Source organism: Microbacterium luteum, from assembly GCF_015277875.1.
Lineage (GTDB): Bacteria > Actinomycetota > Actinomycetes > Actinomycetales > Microbacteriaceae > Microbacterium > Microbacterium luteum.
Window position 1 is genome coordinate 2,315,152 of record NZ_CP063814.1, and the last position, 14,163, is coordinate 2,329,314.

Sequence of the window (14,163 nt, forward strand, 5' to 3'; positions counted from 1 at the left end):
TCAGCCGCCGATGCCGTCGCGACGGTAGGCGAGATCGCGGATCTCACGACCCACGCGCGTGCCCTTGCGCTCGAAGGCGGTGAGCACGCGACCGTCGTAGCGCTCCGCCCACTCCCCCGGGAAGTCGCGGACGAAACCGGACGCCGCATCCATCACCTCGCGCATCTGCCGCGCGTAGTCCTCCCAGTCGGTCGCCAGCCGCACCACCCCGCCCGGACGCAGCGCCGCTGCCAGCACCGGCGGGAACTCCGGTGCGAGCAGGCGCCGCTTGGTGTGCCGCTTCTTGTGCCACGGGTCGGGGAAGAAGATCCAGATCTCATCGACCGAGCCGGCGGGAAGCAGGTGCTGCAGGACCTCGGGGGCGTTCGCCTCGACGAGACGCAGGTTGCCGATGCCGGCACGGTCGGCATCGAGCATGGTGCGGGCCAGGCCCGCGCGGAACACCTCCACGGCGAGAAAGTCGGTGGCGGGGTCGGATGCGGCGGCGTGGACGATCGCGTGACCCTGACCCGAACCGATCTCGACCACGAGCCGTGCCGAACGGCCGAACGTGGCGCCGGGGTCGATCGCCGAACCGGGCAGGATGCTCGTCGCCGCGACGTCGCGCGCGACGGGGATCACGAAGCGCGGGGAGAGCTCGCGCCACGCGCGCTCCTGCGCCTCGGACATGCGGCCGCTGCGCCGCACGAACGACACCGGACGTTCGCGGAAGCCGCGGGAGGGTTCCGTCATCCCCTCAGCCTACGAGGCGCGATCGGCGGTGACGAAGTCGATGAGCTCCTCGACGCGGCCGAGCAGCGACGGTTCGAGGTCGCGATAGGTGTGCACGCGGCCGAGGATCCGCTGCCACGCCCGGGCGAGATCGGCCTGATCACGCGCCGGCCAGCCGAACGCGCGGCAGATCCCCACCTTGTAGTCGACGCCGCGCGGGATCCGGGGCCACTGCTGGATGCCCATCGCCTTCGGCGTGACGCACTCCCAGACATCGACGTAGGGATGCCCGACGATCAGCACGTTCGCACCGTGCGAGCCGCGCGAGACCGCCTCGGCGATACGGGACTCCTTCGACCCGGGAACGAGATGGTCCACCAGCACGCCGTAGCGGCGACCGTCCGACGGCGGCTCCTCGTCGAGGACGTCGGCCAGCACATCCACCCCCTGCAGGTACTCGACCACGACGCCCTCGGCTCGAAGATCGTCGCCCCACACCTTCTCGACCAGTTCGGCGTCGTGTCGCCCCTCGACGAGGATCCGACTCGCGCGCGCCACCCGGGCGCGCTGATCGGCCGCCGCGAAGGATCCGGACGCGGTGCGGGCGCGAGACCGCTCGGGCGACGGCGCCGGAACGGTGAGCACCACGTCGACGCCGTCGAGGAGGAATCCCGCCCCGAGTGGGAACAGCCGACGTCGGCCGTGGCGGTCCTCGAGTTCGACGAGACCCCGCGCGACGTCGGTCACCGCGCCGCAGAAGCCGTCGCCGGCGACTTCGACGACGACGCCGAGCTCCGCCGCGACCTGCGCGATCTTCGGCGCTGTGCGCGCCCGCCAGCCGTCAGCGAGCACATCCGACCCGTACCGATCGTCGATGGCGTCCCCGTTCATCGGTCCTCCTCACCAGCGCGTCAGAATACCGTCGCGATGCGCGCCCGCCGGTCAGCGGCACGCTCGGCGCGGCCGATGGCTCCCACGATCTACCGCCGCATGTCGCCGCCTGCATAGACTCGGTCCGGGACTGGCCGAGAGGGGAAGCCGGATGCGTGCTCGATCAGCGTGGGCGCTCGCGCTCGCCGCCGCCCTCGCTCTGGGCGGCACCGCCTCGGTCGCGTCGGCCACCGACCCCGTCGAGCTCGGTTCGGGATACATCGTCGACGCCGTCGACGTGCTCTCCGACGACGAGGAAGCCGCCCTGTTCGACCGCCTGAGCGAGCTGTACGACACGACCGGCGTGGACCTGTACGCCGTCTTCGTCGACGAGTTCACCAATCCCGCCGACGCGCAGTCCTGGGCGGACGAGGTCGCTTCCGGCAACGGCCTGGGACCACAGCAGTACCTGCTGGCCGTCGCGGTCGACGGCCGGCAGTACTACATCTCCGCCGACACCACCGGCCCCCTCACCGACGAACAGGTCGCGGCCATCGAGGAGTCCATCGTTCCCGACCTCCGCGACGGCGACTACGCCGGCGCGGTCGTCACCGCCGCCGACGGCATGCAGGAGGAGCTGGACTCCGGCATATCGCCCTGGGTCATCGTGCTCCTGGTCGCCACAGCGGTGTCGATCGTGGTGCTCATCTGGCTCGTGGTGCGGAACCGTCGTGCGAACAGCGCCGCCGGGCGCCCGAAGACTCCCCCGGTGGTGCCCCTCGCCGATCTCGAGCGGGAGGCGTCGTCGGCCCTCGTGCAGACCGACGACGCCCTGAAGACGAGCGAACAGGAGCTCGGGTTCGCGCGTGCCCAGTTCGGTGACAAGGCGACCACGGAATTCGTCGAGGCGCTCTCGACCGCCCGGCGCCTGCTCGAGAAGGCCTTCACCCTCCGGCAGCGCCTCGACGACGAGACGCCGGATTCCGACGAGCAGAAGCGCGCCTGGAACCAGCAGATCATCCAGCTGTGCGCGCAGGCCGATGCCGGCCTCGACGACAAGGCCGAGGCCTTCGACGAACTGCGGCGCCTGGAGCAGGATGCGCCGGAGGCGCTCGCCCGAGCGCGCGATGCGCATCGGCGCGCCGCCGACGCCCTCGAGGAGGCCGACGCACGGCTGACATCGCTCACGGCCTCCTACGCCCCCGACGCCCTCGCGACGATCGCAGACAACCCCGCACAGGCCCGCGAGCGGCTGAGCTTCGCCGACGAGCAGCTCACCGCCGCCGACGCCGCCATCGCCGACGGCGAGCGCGGTGACGCCGCGGTGTCGATCCGCGCGGCCGAAGACGCCGTCGGGCAGGCCGAGCTGCTCGAACAGGCGGTGCACAAGCTCACCGCCGATTTCGCCGAGGCCGAGCGCGGCGCATCCCACCTGATCGCCGACCTCGAGAACGACATCGCCACCGCGAGCGCGCTCCCGGATCCCGACGGCCGGATCGCCGCGGTGATCGCCGCCACGCGCGGCGAGATCGACCGAGGCAGAGGCATGCTCACCGGCACCGACAGGCGCCCGCTGATGACGCTGCAGGCGCTCGAAGCCGCGAACACGCAGATCGACGACACCGTGCGGGCCGTTCGCGACGAGCAGGAGCGGGCGCGACGCGCCGCACAGCTGCTCGATCAGCAGATCCTGCAGGCGCAGGCGCAGATGTCCGCCGCTGAGGATTTCATCACGGCGCGGCGCGGCGCGGTCGGCGCGCAGGCGCGCACGCGGGTCGCCGAGGCCGGCGCATCCCTCGTTCGCGCGCAGCAGCTTCGGGCGAGTGATCCGGCGCAGGCCCTCACGCACACGCAGCGGGCGGATCAGCTGGCCGCCCAGGCGATTCGCTCCGCGCAGGCCGACGTCGGATCGTTCTCCGGCTCGATGCAGAGCACACGTTCGGGTGGCGGTGACATGATGGGCGCCGTGCTCGGCGGTATCGTCATCAACTCGCTCCTCGGCGGTGGCTCAGGCGGTCGCCGCGGCGGCGGCTTCGGCTTCCCGCGCGGCGGCGGCTCACGCGGGCGGTCCTCACGCGGCGGCTTCCGCCCCGCCAGCTTCGGCGGTGGAGGCACGCGCGGCCGACGGGGCGGAGGCCGCTTCTGATCCGACCCCGACGCCGCCCCTCGACTCCCGTCCCCTCCGCATCCCGACCAGAACCATCGACAGGAAGGAACCTCGTGATGGCAAAGCAGTCCATCTTCGGCCGCATCTCCACCCTCATCAAGGCGAACGTCAACGCCCTGATCGACTCGGCCGAAGACCCGCAGAAGATGCTCGACCAGCTCGTGCGCGACTACACGAACAGCATCGCCGACGCCGAGTCGGCCATCGCCGAGACCATCGGCAACCTGCGCCTGCTGGAGCGCGACCACCAGGAGGACGTGCAGGCGGCCGCGGAGTGGGGCAACAAGGCCCTCGCGGCGAGCAAGAAGGCCGACGAGCTGCGCCAGTCCGGCCACACGGCGGATGCCGACAAGTTCGACAACCTCGCCAAGATCGCGCTGCAGCGCCAGATCAGCGAGGAGAACGAGGCGAAGGCGATCGCGCCGACCATCGCCACGCAGACCGAGGTCGTCGACAAGCTCAAAGACGGTCTGAACGGCATGAAGCAGAAGCTCGAGCAGCTGAAGGCCAAGCGCAGCGAGCTGCTCGCCCGCGCGAAGACGGCCGAGGCGCAGGTGAAGGTCCACGACGCGGTCCGGTCCATCGATGTGCTGGATCCGACGAGCGAGCTGGGACGCTTCGAGGACAAGGTGCGCCGCCAGGAGGCCCTCGCCGCCGGCAAGCAGGAACTGGCCGCCTCGAGCATCGACGCGCAGTTCGAAGCGCTCGAAGACGTCGGGCAGCTCACCGAGGTCGAGGCGCGCCTGGCCGCGCTGAAGACCGGCGGCTCGTCACAAGGCGCGATCGGCTCCTGAGCATTCGAAGGCGCTCGGCTGCGGCCGGGCGCCTTCGGTATGCCGGCGGGACCGCCGCCCCGCCGGCAGGTTCCTGCACCGCGGCACACCGGCAGGTGCCGCCGCCGAGCTGGACACCAACTCAGGCTGGCCGCCCATCCACCCTGCCGGGGACGCCGGAATCCCGCCACCCGCGCACGCTCAGCCTGAGTTCGGGCACACCGGGTACTCAATCGCGCCCACCGCCCCGACGCCGCGCCGCCGCCCCGACGCCGCGCCGGCAGGTGCCGCCGCCGCGCTGGACACCAACTCAGGCTGGCTGTCCATCCACCCCGCCGGAGACGCCGGAATCCCGCCACCCGCGCCCGCTCAGCCTGAGTTCGGGCACAGCCTGAGTGCGGCACGGCGACAGAGTTCGGGCACGGCCGTGGCGTTCGATCGGGAGGCGGTGCACGCGGGGACCCGGCTGCGGCGGTGGATGCGGCGACGATCTCACGTGCGAGAGGATGTGGCGATGAGCCGTTTCGTGGTGGTGCCGCAGTGGCAGGGGTCTGGTTCGTCGCGCGCGATGCAGCTGGTCGATGGGGCCGCGGCGATCGCCGGTGACCTGCCGCGGGCCTCCTGCACACCGCTGGAGGTGCCGCTGGAGGCCGGCGAATCGCTCGGAAGCGGCGTACGCCGACTCAGCTCGCTGGTCCGCGTGCGCGAAGCGCTCGAACGCGAACTCGCCGACGGCTCCGAGCCGGCGATCGTGGTCGGCGGCGACTGCGGCGTCGCCCTCGGCGCCGTCTCGGCCATCGCCTCCCCCGACCTCGCGCTGGTCTGGTTCGACGCCCACGCTGACCTCAACACGCCCGAGTCGTCGCCGAGCGGCGCCTTCGGCGGCATGGTGCTGCGCGCCCTCCTGGGCGACGCTCCCTCGCGGCTGGCCCTCCCGACAGGCACGATCACGACCGATCGCGTCGTCCTCGCCGGCTCGCGCGATCTCGACCCCGCCGAGGTCGACTTCCTCGCGGGCTCGGCCATCCGCACACTGGCTCCGGACGCGTTCGCCGAGCCCGCCCGCTTCGGCGAGGCCGTCGCGGCGACGGGCGCGACGCGCGTGCACATCCACGTCGACCTCGACGTGCTGGACCCCGCGGCGATGAGCGGTGTCTCACAGCCCGTGCCGTTCGGACCGTCGGTCGCGGAGGTCGTGGCCGCCATTCGTGCGGTGCGGGAGGTGCTCCCCTGCGCGGGGGCGACGCTCACCGGATTCTCGCCGGTGTCGCCGGAGGCCGCCGTGGACGATCTCGGGGCGATCCTGCGCATCATCGGAGCCCTCGCGTGAGCGAGCAGATCTCGCGCCGCATCGAGCGGCGTCTGCCGTCGTTCCTGCTCGATTCGCCCGTGAGCGCGGTCGGGTACGCGTACGGCACCGCCGTCGGGATGCTGTGGGGCTTCCTCTGGAGCACCGGCCCGATCGAGCGTCGGGGCGAGCTGTGGGTCTTCCGGGGGATGCCCACGTGGACGTTTCCGCGCGGTGGAGTGTGCATGGGCGCCTGCTACCTGACCGGGTCCCTGCCGGTGGATGCCGGCATCGTGCGGCACGAGAGCGTGCACGCGAGGCAGTGGCGTCGATTCGGCTTCCTGATGCCCGTGCTGTACATCCTCGAAGGTCGCGACCCGCTCCGCAATCGATTCGAGATCGATGCCGGCCTCGCCGACGGACGATACGTGCGGCGCCGCCGTCGGTGACGACTCAGCGAGCGGTGGCGAGGCCGAAGCGCTCGGGGGTGCGGATGGACGCGGCCGGGATGCCGCGCACCTCGGTGAGGTGGTCCACGATGTCGGCGGTGCCGAGGTAACCGCCCAGAAGGATGATGCGGGTGTCGTCGGCGTCGGCGCAGAGCATCTCGTCGGCCCACGCGACCACGGCGCGGTGCACTGCGGCGCCGGGAGCGCAGGAACGCCCGGTGCCGGGTTCCCCGGATCTGCGCGCCCGCGCCAGCCACGTGACCGTCATGCGGGCGGGGGCGCTCACCGTGCCGATCCACGATTCGTCCGGAACCTCGATGAACACGCGACCCGTCGAACAGATCGGAAGCCCGGCCAGGACGACCTCGAGTTCGGTCAGCGACGCCTCATCGGCGGCGATGAGGTGCTGCACGCGGGAGTGCCGGGGCGTACGGCACGCGGCGGCGCCGTGCTCGGTGGAGGCGATGCGGGCGGTCATGGTGACACCAGTATACCCCGAGGCAAGGCTTGCCTAACCGGTTCGACGGAGATCGTCTTCATCGCGCCGTGACCAGGACGCGCTTCACCTCGCGCACCTCGTCATCGGTCATGCCGTGAGCACGCAGGTAGTCCCCCGCCGATCCGTAGCGGCGGTCGATGTCGGCGAGGAGGTCCGCCATGACCGACGCCGGCGACTTCGCGGCGAGATCCTCGAGGTGGCGCGCGTGCGGATGCAGCCGCCGCAGGTGCGCGACCACCGACGTGCTGCGCCACTCCGGCAGCAGCGCCTCGGTGCGCGCGTAGTCGGCGACGACGTCGTCGCGCTCGACATCCGCGGCGGCGAGCGCGAGCGCGACCGTCACGCCGGTGCGGTCCTTGCCCACGGTGCAGTGGACGAGAACGGGCTGCTGCGTGACGATGCCGCGCACGACCTCGACGACCCGGTCCGCCGAGTCCTCGACCAGCAGTCGGTACAGCTCGGCGAGCGAGACGTCGCGGGCGAAGAAGGACTCGACCGAGCCGAGGAACAGCGGCACGCGCAGCGTGTGAACGTCCGGCGAGCCGACGGGACTCGGCGCCTGGGCGACCTCGTCGTCATCGCGCAGGTCGATGATCCGTCGAATGCCGAGGGCTCCGAACGCCGTCACCCCGGCACCGTCGATTCGGGCCAGGTTGCCCGAGCGGAAGAGCACGCCGGATCGCGTCACCCCGTCGCCGGCGCGCAGGCCGCCGACATCGCGCAGGTTGACGGCGCCGGGAACATCCGGCAGTGCGGGGACCCCGGATGCACCGGGGCCGGCGGATGCGCCGCTCACCCCTCGTCACCTCGCGGCGGCACCGGGTAGCGCCCGGCGATGGCGACGCGGTTGAAAGCGTTGATCGACACCAGCAGCCAGCTGAGCGCGACGTACTCCTCTTCGGAGAGCACCCCGCCCACGCGGTCGTACACCGCGTCGGAGACGCCGCCGTCGTGGATGTACACGTGCGACTCGGCGAGCTCGAGCGCCGCCCGCTCCCGCTCCGAGAACACCCCCGACTCCCGCCACGTGGCGATCTGAGCGATCGTGTCCGCATCGATCCCGACCCCCAGCGCCCTGTCCACGTGGACACGCACGCAGTAGGCGCATCCGTTGCGCTGCGACACATGGATCTGCACGATCTCGGCCAGGCGCGCGTCGACCCCCGACTCGCGCGTGAGCTCGCCCACCGACTTCGAGAACGCCGCGAGCTTCTGATACGCCTGCGGCGCCGATCGGGACAGGTGCACGCGGCGCTCTTCGCTCATGCGCCCAGGGTATCCCGGGGTGCATGATGGAGCGCGTGAGCGACCCCGCCGACGAGTTCTCGTTCCTGCCCGCCCAGTCCGCCGAAGCCGGGATCTCCGGCCCGCTTCCCCACGGTGAGCGCGTGCGGCTTGACCTCGCCGACGGCCGGACGCTGTCGGCGCTGGCCTTCGGATGGGAGGACGCCGAGCCGGGGCCGGCCGTGACCTTCCTGCACGGCGCGGGCCTGAACGCCCACACGTGGGACACGGTGGTGCTCGCGGCCGGCATCCCGGCGCTGGCGATCGACCTGCCCGGGCACGGCGACTCATCCTGGCGAGATGACGCCGCGTATGTCGCCCGCGTACTCGCCCCCGACGTGGCGACGGCTCTCGAGCGCTGGACCGACCGGCCGCAGCTGGTGGTGGGCCATTCGCTCGGCGGTCTGACCGCCGCGGCGCTGGCGGCCTCGCACCCCGACCTGGTGCGCGACCTGCTCATCGTCGACATCACGCCGGGTGTGGATCCGGACGGCGGCCCGTCGGAGCTGCGCGCGTTCTTCGCCGGGCCGACCGACTGGGCCTCCCGGGACGAGCTCGTCGACCGCGCGCTGTCGTTCGGCCTCGGGGGCGGATCCCGTGAGAAGGTCGCGCGGGGCGTGTTCTTCAATTCCCGGGTGCGTGAGGACGGGCGTGTGGAGTGGAAGCACCACTTCGCGCACCTCGCGTCCGCCGCCGCCTCAGATCCCGAGGCTGCGCGGGAGATCGCCGCCCGCCAGGATGCCCTGAGCGCGGTGCTGGGCGCGTCGGGATGGGAGGATCTCGGCGCGGTGACCGCCCCGATCACGCTCATCCAGGCGAGCCGAGGATTCGTCACGGACGCCGACGCCGACCTCTTCCGCACCCGGCTGCCCGCGGCGGAGGTCATCCGGCTGAACGCCGGCCACAATGTGCAGGAGGACGCGCCGCTGGACCTGGCCGCACTCGTGCGCGCGCACCTCAAAGAATGAACCGCGGCTTCGGACGACGCGCCGCCCCACAGCGACTCGCATAACAACACCGCGTCTAACAACTCTGTTGCGGTGCGAGGCGACGAGTGTGCACCGGGCGCGACGGTTGCCTAGGCTGTTGTGTCGCACGAGGATCCTCGTGTCCACCGCGGTCGCTCGCAACCGGCGACCTCGCCGCGGATGCCCCCGAAAGGACCACCATGCCCCGTCGTCCCCTGCGCGCTGCCGGTGCGCTGCTCGTCGCCGGCGCCCTCGTGCTCACCGCCTGCACCGGCGGCTCCGATGAGCCGGCTCCGACGAGCTCGGCCGCTGCCGACCCCGACGCCTCCGTCGTCATCCGCCTCGTGCTGGAGCCGGGGAATCTCGACATCCGCCAGACCGCGGGGGCCGCTCTCGACCAGATCCTGATCGACAACGTCTACCAGGGCCTGGTCGCCCGAACCGCCGACCAGGAGATCGTGCCGTCCCTCGCCAGCGACTACGAGGTCTCCGAGGACGGTCTGACGTACACGTTCGAGCTGCGGGAGGGTGTCACCTTCCACGATGGACAGGAGCTGACGCCCGACGACGTCGTCTGGTCTCTCGAGACCCGTCGCGACACCCCGGAGTGGCGCGACTCATCGCGCCTGGCGAACGTCGAATCCATCACTGCCGACGGCCAGACGATCACCCTCACACTGTCCGAGCCGGACTCGACGCTGCTGTGGAATCTCACCGGACGCGCCGGGATCGTGCTGAAGGAGGGCGACGAGGTCGACTACCAGACCGACGCCAACGGCACCGGCCCGTTCGTCCTCGACGACTGGCTGCAGGGCGACAGCATCACCTTCGTGCGCAACGAGACCTACTGGGGAGAACCCGCGGGCGTCGCAGAGGTCGTGTTCGACTACATCCCCGACAATCAGGCCGCGCTCAACGCCGCTCTCGCCGGCGAGGTCGACGTGCTCACCGGGTTCGACGCCACCCTCGGCGATCAGGTCGAAGAGGGAGGCGACTTCGAGCTGGTGCTCGGCGAGTCGACCGACAAGGGCACGCTCGCGTTCAACCAGACCGAGGGCAGCCCCTTGGCCGACCAGCGCGTGCGCCAGGCGATCCGCCAGGCGATCGACCACGAGGCGTTCATCGAGGCGGCCCAGTCCGGCCAGACGCTGTACGGTCCCATCCCGCCGCTCGACCCCGGCCACGAAGACCTGTCCGACGTGGCGCCGTACGACCCCGAGGCGGCTCGGGAGCTGCTCGCCGAGGCCGACGCGGAGGATCTCGAACTGACCCTCACCATTCCGAACTTCTACCCGACGACGATCCCGCAGATCCTCGTGTCGAACCTCAACGAGGTCGGCATCACGCTCGAGGTCGAGTCGGTCGATTTCCCGACCTGGCTCAACGACGTGTACACGAACAAGGACTACGAGCTCAGCTTCGTGCTGCACACCGAGGCGCACGACTTCGAGAACTGGGCGAACCCCGACTACTACTTCACCTACGACAACCCCGAGGTGCAGGACCTGTACGCGCAGTCGGTCGCAGCAACGGACCCCGCCGAAGCCGAGGCGCTGCTCGCCGAGGCGGCGCGCATCGTGTCGGAGGATGCGGCGGCGGACTGGCTGTACAACGGCGCCTCGGTGCTCGCGGTGGGGACTAACATCTCGAACATGCCCTCGACGAACGTCAACGAGCGCCTGGGACTCGCAGAGATCACCAAGAGCGACGGGTGATCCGCTACGCGCTGACACGGCTGGCCCTGCTGCTGCTCGGGCTGTTCGTGGCCAGCGTGGTGATCTTCCTCACGCTGCGCGTGCTGCCCGGTGACATCGCGCAGGTGATCGCCGGGCAGAACGCGACCCCCGAACAGGTCACCGCCATCCGCGCGAGCCTCGGCCTGGATGCCCCGCTTCCCGCCCAGTACCTGGACTGGATCGGCGGCGTGTTCCGCGGCGACCTCGGCTCGTCGCTGCTGACCGGCACGCCGGTCGTCACGGAACTGGCGGAGAAGGCGCGCGTCACGGTCCCGCTCGGGATCCTGGCCATGGCCTTCGCCCTGCTCATCAGCGCTCCCCTGGGCGTGCTGTCGGCGCTGCAGCGCGGTCGCGCCCTCGGCACGGGCCTGACCGTGGGCGCCCAGACCATCGCTGCGGTCCCCGTCGTGTGGGCGGGAATGATGCTGGTCGTCGTCTTCGCCGTCTGGCTCGGATGGCTGCCGGCCCAGGGCTTCCCTCGCGCGGGGTGGGCCGACCCGGCCGCCGCGCTGCGCGCGCTCCTGCTGCCGGCACTGACGATCGGCGCCGTCGAGGGCGCCATGCTGATGCGATTCGTGCGCTCGGCGACGCTGCAGGCGGTCGGACAGGACTACGTCCGCACCGCCGCGGCGAAAGGGCTCACCCGCACGCACGCTCTCCTCCGGCACGGTCTGCCCAACGTGGGCCTGTCGGTGATCTCGGTCCTCGGCCTCCAGGTCGCCGGCATCATCGTCGGCGCGGTCGTCATCGAGGAGCTGTTCTCGCTGCCGGGCATCGGCCGGATGCTCGTCGACGACGTGCAGAATCGCAATCTGCCGATGGTGCAGGGCGAGCTGCTCGCCCTCACCGGGTTCGTGCTCATCGTCGGGTTCCTCGTCGACCTGCTGCATCGGTCGATCGACCCGCGACAGCGGGAGGCGGCGTGACCTCCCCGACCCGACGCGGCGCGCTCGCCCGCCTGTGGGCACTGTCGACCGGACGCTTCGGGCTGGTCGTGGCGGCCGCGGTCGTCGCGACGGCCGCGGTATCGCTGTTCTGGACCCCGTTCGATCCGCAGCAGGTCGACATCCCCGGGCGTTGGGCAGCTCCGGGATGGCCCCACGTGCTCGGCACCGACGCTTCCGGCCGCGACATCCTGAGCCTCATCATGGCCGGAGCACGCACCACCGTCGTCGTCGCGGTCGGGGCGGGCGTGATCGCGACCGTGATCGGCATCGCCCTCGCGGCGCTCGGGGCCCTCACCGCCCGGTGGATCCGCGAGTCCACCGCGGTTCTCGTCGACGTCATGATCGCCTTCCCGGTGCTGCTGATCGCGATGATGATCTCCTCGGTCTGGGGCGGGTCGCTCGCGGTGGTCGTGTGGTCTGTCGGGATCGGATTCGGCGTCAACGTCGCCCGGGTCACCCGTCCGGAACTGCGTCGCGTGCTGCACAGCGACTTCGTGCTCGCCGGCCGTGCCGCAGGGCTCACACCGCTGCAGAACCTCGGCATCCATCTGCTCCCCAACGTCGCCCCCGTGTTCATCGTGCAGCTGTCGTGGGCGATGGCGGTGGCGGTGCTCGCCGAGGCGGGCCTGTCGTACCTCGGGTTCGGTGCGCCGGTCACCGAACCCAGTTGGGGCCTGCTCCTGGCCGAGCTGCAGAGCTACATCACGGTGTATCCGCTCTCGGTCGTGTGGCCGGGGCTGGCGATCACGATCACGGTGCTCGGGCTCAATCTGCTCGGCGACGCCCTGCGCGAGGCCACCGACCCGACGCTCGCCCGACGCGGCGGCGCTGCGCGCGAAGCGCGCTCCCATGTGCCGGAGGTGGTCGCATGAGCCTCGAGGTCACCGGCCTGCAGATCGAGATCGACGGGCACCGCGTCGTCGACGACGTGAGCTTCGACGTGCCCGCCGGGGCGCGGCTGGGGCTGATCGGCGAGTCCGGGTCCGGCAAGTCCCTCACGGCACTGGCGATCCTCGGGCTGCTGCCGGAGGGGGCCGTCGCGAGCGGCAGCGTGCGGTGGAAGGGCGAAGAGATCCTCGGGATGCCCGATCGCGAGCTCGCGCGCCTGCGGGGCGACGAGATCGGCATCGTGTTCCAGGAGCCGCGCACGGCGCTGAATCCGATCCGCACGATCGGGCGACAGATCGGCGAGCCCGCGCGCATCCATGAAGGCCTCTCTCGACGCGCCGCGGCCGCGCGCGCGGTGGACGAAGCACGACGCGTGTCGTTGGCGGATCCGGAGGGCATCGTCTCCCGGTACCCGCACCAGCTGTCCGGCGGCCAGCGGCAGCGCGCCGCGATCGCCATGGCCCTCGCCGGCCGTCCCGCACTGCTCATCGCCGACGAACCCACGACGGCGCTGGATGTCACCATCCAGGCCGAGATCCTCGACCTGCTGCTCTCTCTCGTGGATCACGACGGCATGTCGCTCGTGTTCATCACCCACGACCTCGCTGTCCTCGCGCAGATCGCGAGCTACGGCGTCGTTCTCGAGCGCGGGCGCGTCGTCGAATCGGCACCGGTGGCCGACCTGCTCTCCCGCCCGGTCTCGGCGGTCACGCAGGGCCTGCTGCGCGATGCCACCGCCACCCTGTGGCGCCCGGGAGCGGGCGCATGACCGCTCCGACCTTCCGTGCCCGCGGGCTCGTGCGCCGCTTTCGCGGACCGCGCCCGGCACCCTTCGCCGCGCCCACCTGGACGACCGCCCTCGACGACGTCGACATCGACATCGACGCCGGAGCTCGCGTGGGCATCATCGGCGAGTCGGGCTCGGGGAAATCCACCCTGGTGCGCGTGCTTCTCGGCCTCGACGCCCCCACCGCGGGAACCGTCGAGTTCGACGGCCGCCGGGTCGACGCCCGAGAGCGCGCGCGGCAGCTGCATTGGCTGCGCCGGCAGACCGGCATCGTGTTCCAGGATCCCTATGGCTCCCTCGACCCGCGGATGAGCGTCGGGCGGATCGTCGCCGAACCGCTGTTCGCTCTCGGGATCGACGGCGACCGGCGTGCGCGGGTGCGCCAGACGCTGGAACGGGTGGGGCTCGACCCGGCCATGGCCGCGCGATATCCCCACGAGTTCTCCGGCGGACAGCGCCAGCGGATCGCGCTGGCGCGTGCGATCGTGCACCGACCCCGCGTGCTCGTGGGCGACGAGCCGATGAGCGCCCTCGACGTCACGGTACGCGCGCAGATCCTGCGCCTGATCGACGACCTCCGTCGCGACGAGGGATTCACCCTCGTGATGGTCTCCCACGACATCGGCGTCGTGCAGAACCTCTGCACCGACGTGATCGTGATGAAGGACGGCCGGGTCGTCGAAGAGGGACCCACCGAGAAGGTGCTTCTTCAACCGCAGGTGGCGTACACACGGCGGCTGCTGGCTTCCATCCCCACGATCGAGCCACCGCGATCCTGATCGCTTCCGCGTGTCGG

The 14,163-nt window shown here is 71.3% G+C and carries 15 protein-coding genes; 10 read left to right on the plus strand and 5 right to left on the minus strand.

Going from position 1 to position 14,163, the window contains the following annotated elements:
- Nucleotides 1-732, minus strand: a complete 732-nt coding sequence (trmB, locus tag IM777_RS11520; RefSeq protein ID WP_194383449.1) for a tRNA (guanosine(46)-N7)-methyltransferase TrmB — start codon at nucleotides 730-732, stop codon at nucleotides 1-3.
- Nucleotides 733-741: 9 nt separating this feature from the next.
- Nucleotides 742-1,602 (minus strand): DUF3097 domain-containing protein, encoded by an 861-nt coding sequence (locus IM777_RS11525; RefSeq protein WP_194383450.1) that lies wholly within the window; start codon nucleotides 1,600-1,602, stop codon nucleotides 742-744.
- A 151-nt stretch (nucleotides 1,603-1,753) separates the two neighbouring features.
- Here IM777_RS11525 and IM777_RS11530 point away from each other — a divergent pair, with 151 nt between their 5' ends.
- From IM777_RS11530 to IM777_RS11545, 4 genes are all read left to right on the plus strand, one after another.
- Nucleotides 1,754-3,727 carry a TPM domain-containing protein gene (locus IM777_RS11530; protein WP_194383451.1) on the plus strand — a complete coding sequence of 658 codons (1,974 nt, stop codon included), beginning with the start codon at nucleotides 1,754-1,756 and terminating at the stop codon, nucleotides 3,725-3,727.
- A gap of 77 nt (nucleotides 3,728-3,804) precedes the next feature.
- Nucleotides 3,805-4,542, plus strand: a complete 738-nt coding sequence (locus IM777_RS11535) for a PspA/IM30 family protein (protein ID WP_071045332.1) — start codon at nucleotides 3,805-3,807, stop codon at nucleotides 4,540-4,542.
- Between the two features lie 493 nt (nucleotides 4,543-5,035).
- Nucleotides 5,036-5,851, plus strand: coding sequence for an arginase family protein (locus tag IM777_RS11540; RefSeq protein WP_194383452.1), 816 nt, complete (start codon nucleotides 5,036-5,038; stop codon nucleotides 5,849-5,851).
- Nucleotides 5,848-6,258, plus strand: a complete 411-nt coding sequence (locus IM777_RS11545; RefSeq protein ID WP_194383453.1) for a Fe-S oxidoreductase — start codon at nucleotides 5,848-5,850, stop codon at nucleotides 6,256-6,258. The genes IM777_RS11540 and IM777_RS11545 overlap by 4 nt, the downstream gene beginning before the upstream one ends.
- A 4-nt stretch (nucleotides 6,259-6,262) precedes the next feature.
- Here IM777_RS11545 and IM777_RS11550 read toward each other — a convergent pair whose 3' ends face one another.
- The 3 genes from IM777_RS11550 to IM777_RS11560 are packed head-to-tail and all read right to left on the minus strand — an operon-like array spanning nucleotide 6,263 to nucleotide 8,023.
- Nucleotides 6,263-6,736, minus strand: a complete 474-nt coding sequence (locus tag IM777_RS11550; protein WP_194383454.1) for an SIP domain-containing protein — start codon at nucleotides 6,734-6,736, stop codon at nucleotides 6,263-6,265.
- A gap of 58 nt (nucleotides 6,737-6,794) precedes the next feature.
- Nucleotides 6,795-7,553: a tyrosine-protein phosphatase gene (locus IM777_RS11555; protein WP_228480779.1), complete on the minus strand. Its 759-nt coding sequence runs from the start codon at nucleotides 7,551-7,553 to the stop codon at nucleotides 6,795-6,797.
- Nucleotides 7,550-8,023: a carboxymuconolactone decarboxylase family protein gene (locus IM777_RS11560; RefSeq protein WP_194383455.1), complete on the minus strand. Its 474-nt coding sequence runs from the start codon at nucleotides 8,021-8,023 to the stop codon at nucleotides 7,550-7,552. Before IM777_RS11560 ends, IM777_RS11555 begins: the two co-directional genes overlap by 4 nt.
- Before the next feature lie 26 nt (nucleotides 8,024-8,049).
- Here IM777_RS11560 and IM777_RS11565 point away from each other — a divergent pair, with 26 nt between their 5' ends.
- The 6 genes from IM777_RS11565 (at nucleotide 8,050) to IM777_RS11590 (ending at nucleotide 14,146) form a co-directional block, all read left to right on the plus strand.
- Nucleotides 8,050-9,009, plus strand: a complete 960-nt coding sequence (locus tag IM777_RS11565; RefSeq protein WP_194385536.1) for an alpha/beta fold hydrolase — start codon at nucleotides 8,050-8,052, stop codon at nucleotides 9,007-9,009.
- A gap of 200 nt (nucleotides 9,010-9,209) precedes the next feature.
- The gene (locus IM777_RS11570) at nucleotides 9,210-10,724 is read left to right on the plus strand and encodes an ABC transporter substrate-binding protein (protein WP_194383456.1); all 1,515 of its coding nucleotides are present in this window, start codon (nucleotides 9,210-9,212) and stop codon (nucleotides 10,722-10,724) included.
- Nucleotides 10,721-11,671: an ABC transporter permease gene (locus IM777_RS11575; protein ID WP_194383457.1), complete on the plus strand. Its 951-nt coding sequence runs from the start codon at nucleotides 10,721-10,723 to the stop codon at nucleotides 11,669-11,671. Before IM777_RS11570 ends, IM777_RS11575 begins: the two co-directional genes overlap by 4 nt.
- Nucleotides 11,668-12,564: an ABC transporter permease gene (locus tag IM777_RS11580; protein WP_194383458.1), complete on the plus strand. Its 897-nt coding sequence runs from the start codon at nucleotides 11,668-11,670 to the stop codon at nucleotides 12,562-12,564. Before IM777_RS11575 ends, IM777_RS11580 begins: the two co-directional genes overlap by 4 nt.
- Nucleotides 12,561-13,349: an ABC transporter ATP-binding protein gene (locus IM777_RS11585; RefSeq protein WP_194383459.1), complete on the plus strand. Its 789-nt coding sequence runs from the start codon at nucleotides 12,561-12,563 to the stop codon at nucleotides 13,347-13,349. Before IM777_RS11580 ends, IM777_RS11585 begins: the two co-directional genes overlap by 4 nt.
- Nucleotides 13,346-14,146, plus strand: a complete 801-nt coding sequence (locus tag IM777_RS11590) for an ABC transporter ATP-binding protein (RefSeq protein ID WP_194383460.1) — start codon at nucleotides 13,346-13,348, stop codon at nucleotides 14,144-14,146. Before IM777_RS11585 ends, IM777_RS11590 begins: the two co-directional genes overlap by 4 nt.
- Nucleotides 14,147-14,163 lie beyond the last annotated feature (17 nt).

Coding starts and splice junctions, on each gene's coding strand:
- IM777_RS11590 (WP_194383460.1), top strand. CDS start 13,346: ATGACCGCTCCGACCTTCCGTGCCCGCGGGCTCGTGCGCCGCTTTCGC.
- IM777_RS11565 (WP_194385536.1), top strand. CDS start 8,050: ATGGAGCGCGTGAGCGACCCCGCCGACGAGTTCTCGTTCCTGCCCGCC.
- trmB (WP_194383449.1), bottom strand. CDS start 732: ATGACGGAACCCTCCCGCGGCTTCCGCGAACGTCCGGTGTCGTTCGTG.
- IM777_RS11570 (WP_194383456.1), top strand. CDS start 9,210: ATGCCCCGTCGTCCCCTGCGCGCTGCCGGTGCGCTGCTCGTCGCCGGC.
- IM777_RS11525 (WP_194383450.1), bottom strand. CDS start 1,602: ATGAACGGGGACGCCATCGACGATCGGTACGGGTCGGATGTGCTCGCT.
- IM777_RS11550 (WP_194383454.1), bottom strand. CDS start 6,736: ATGACCGCCCGCATCGCCTCCACCGAGCACGGCGCCGCCGCGTGCCGT.
- IM777_RS11530 (WP_194383451.1), top strand. CDS start 1,754: ATGCGTGCTCGATCAGCGTGGGCGCTCGCGCTCGCCGCCGCCCTCGCT.
- IM777_RS11540 (WP_194383452.1), top strand. CDS start 5,036: ATGAGCCGTTTCGTGGTGGTGCCGCAGTGGCAGGGGTCTGGTTCGTCG.
- IM777_RS11585 (WP_194383459.1), top strand. CDS start 12,561: ATGAGCCTCGAGGTCACCGGCCTGCAGATCGAGATCGACGGGCACCGC.
- IM777_RS11560 (WP_194383455.1), bottom strand. CDS start 8,023: ATGAGCGAAGAGCGCCGCGTGCACCTGTCCCGATCGGCGCCGCAGGCG.
- IM777_RS11535 (WP_071045332.1), top strand. CDS start 3,805: ATGGCAAAGCAGTCCATCTTCGGCCGCATCTCCACCCTCATCAAGGCG.